Raw genomic sequence first — 339 nt, 5'->3', positions numbered from 1 at the left:
TGTTGGGGGAAAGGCTTTTTTGCAAAGGTCTCAGGCCGTCTGAAAACTGTTTTTCAGACGGCCTTTCGATTCGTATCAACATCTTCGCTTACGAAATCATCATGCTGCGCGATTGGGATTGCGCCAACTGCCTTTGTTGCGTTTCATATTCAAACTGCTGCGCCGTCTGCTGGATTTGATTCAGGCTTTCTGCTGTCGGGGTAACGGCTGCCTTATCCATATTGACCACCGCCTCATTCAGGTCGGGAGATTCGTGGGCGATACTGATTTCCCTAGTGCGTTCGTCAACATCAATCAGTGACACACCGCGCAGCCCTTGTGCGTAACCTGCCGCCGCCA

General features: G+C 51.6%; 1 pseudogene. It reads right to left on the bottom strand.

Features of this window, described 5'->3' with window-relative positions:
* Positions 1–88: 88 nt before the first annotated feature.
* Positions 89–339: pseudogene (locus HMPREF2954_RS04910) on the bottom strand (hypothetical protein); the annotation flags it as partial.

It is taken from the genome of Neisseria sp. HMSC067H09 (assembly GCF_001814135.1).
Lineage (GTDB): Bacteria > Pseudomonadota > Gammaproteobacteria > Burkholderiales > Neisseriaceae > Neisseria.
This window is presented reverse-complemented; position numbering and strand designations above follow the sequence as displayed.